1 pseudogene is annotated in these 458 nt (G+C 47.6%); it reads right to left on the minus strand.

Features of this window, described 5'->3' with window-relative positions:
- A pseudogene (locus tag M3650_RS33350) lies at positions 1-411 on the minus strand (transposase); the annotation flags it as partial.
- Between the last annotated feature and the right edge of the window lie 47 nt (positions 412-458).

A 458-nucleotide genomic window follows, 5' to 3' on the forward strand; every position in this document is an offset into this window, starting at 1 on the left:
TGTACCCACCATAAATCGTCCGCGTGTTTCGACCGGCTTATGGCGCTTTCCTTTGTGCCGAAGCACCTGTAAATCTCCTGCTACAAGCCATCCAGAGTAGATCCAACGGTAGATCGTTTTGAAGCATGCGAAGGATCTTTTGTCCTCTCGTCGCTTCTCTGCAATTTGCTCAGGAGACCAGGTTTGTTTCAGCTCTGTCTGCAGTTCTTCCGCCAGTTGCGAAGAGAACTTCCCTCTAGGCTTGCTCTCTCTTCTACGATCCTGACTAGCTTAATGGGAGGAATTCGCTTCGTAAGCCTGATTCACGAACCCACGCTTGATCTCACGAGCGATGGCTCTTGCAGACCAACCTAGTCTATTTAATATCTCTAGTTGTCCACGATCAATTATGCTAAGATGGGAATAGCTCATGTTGGGTTCTCCTGTATCTATGGTGGTGTGGTAACTTCCATTTTACA

The sequence above is a fragment of the Paenibacillus sp. MER TA 81-3 genome (genome assembly GCF_023713585.1).
GTDB classification, from domain to species: domain Bacteria; phylum Bacillota; class Bacilli; order Paenibacillales; family Paenibacillaceae; genus Paenibacillus_B; species Paenibacillus_B profundus.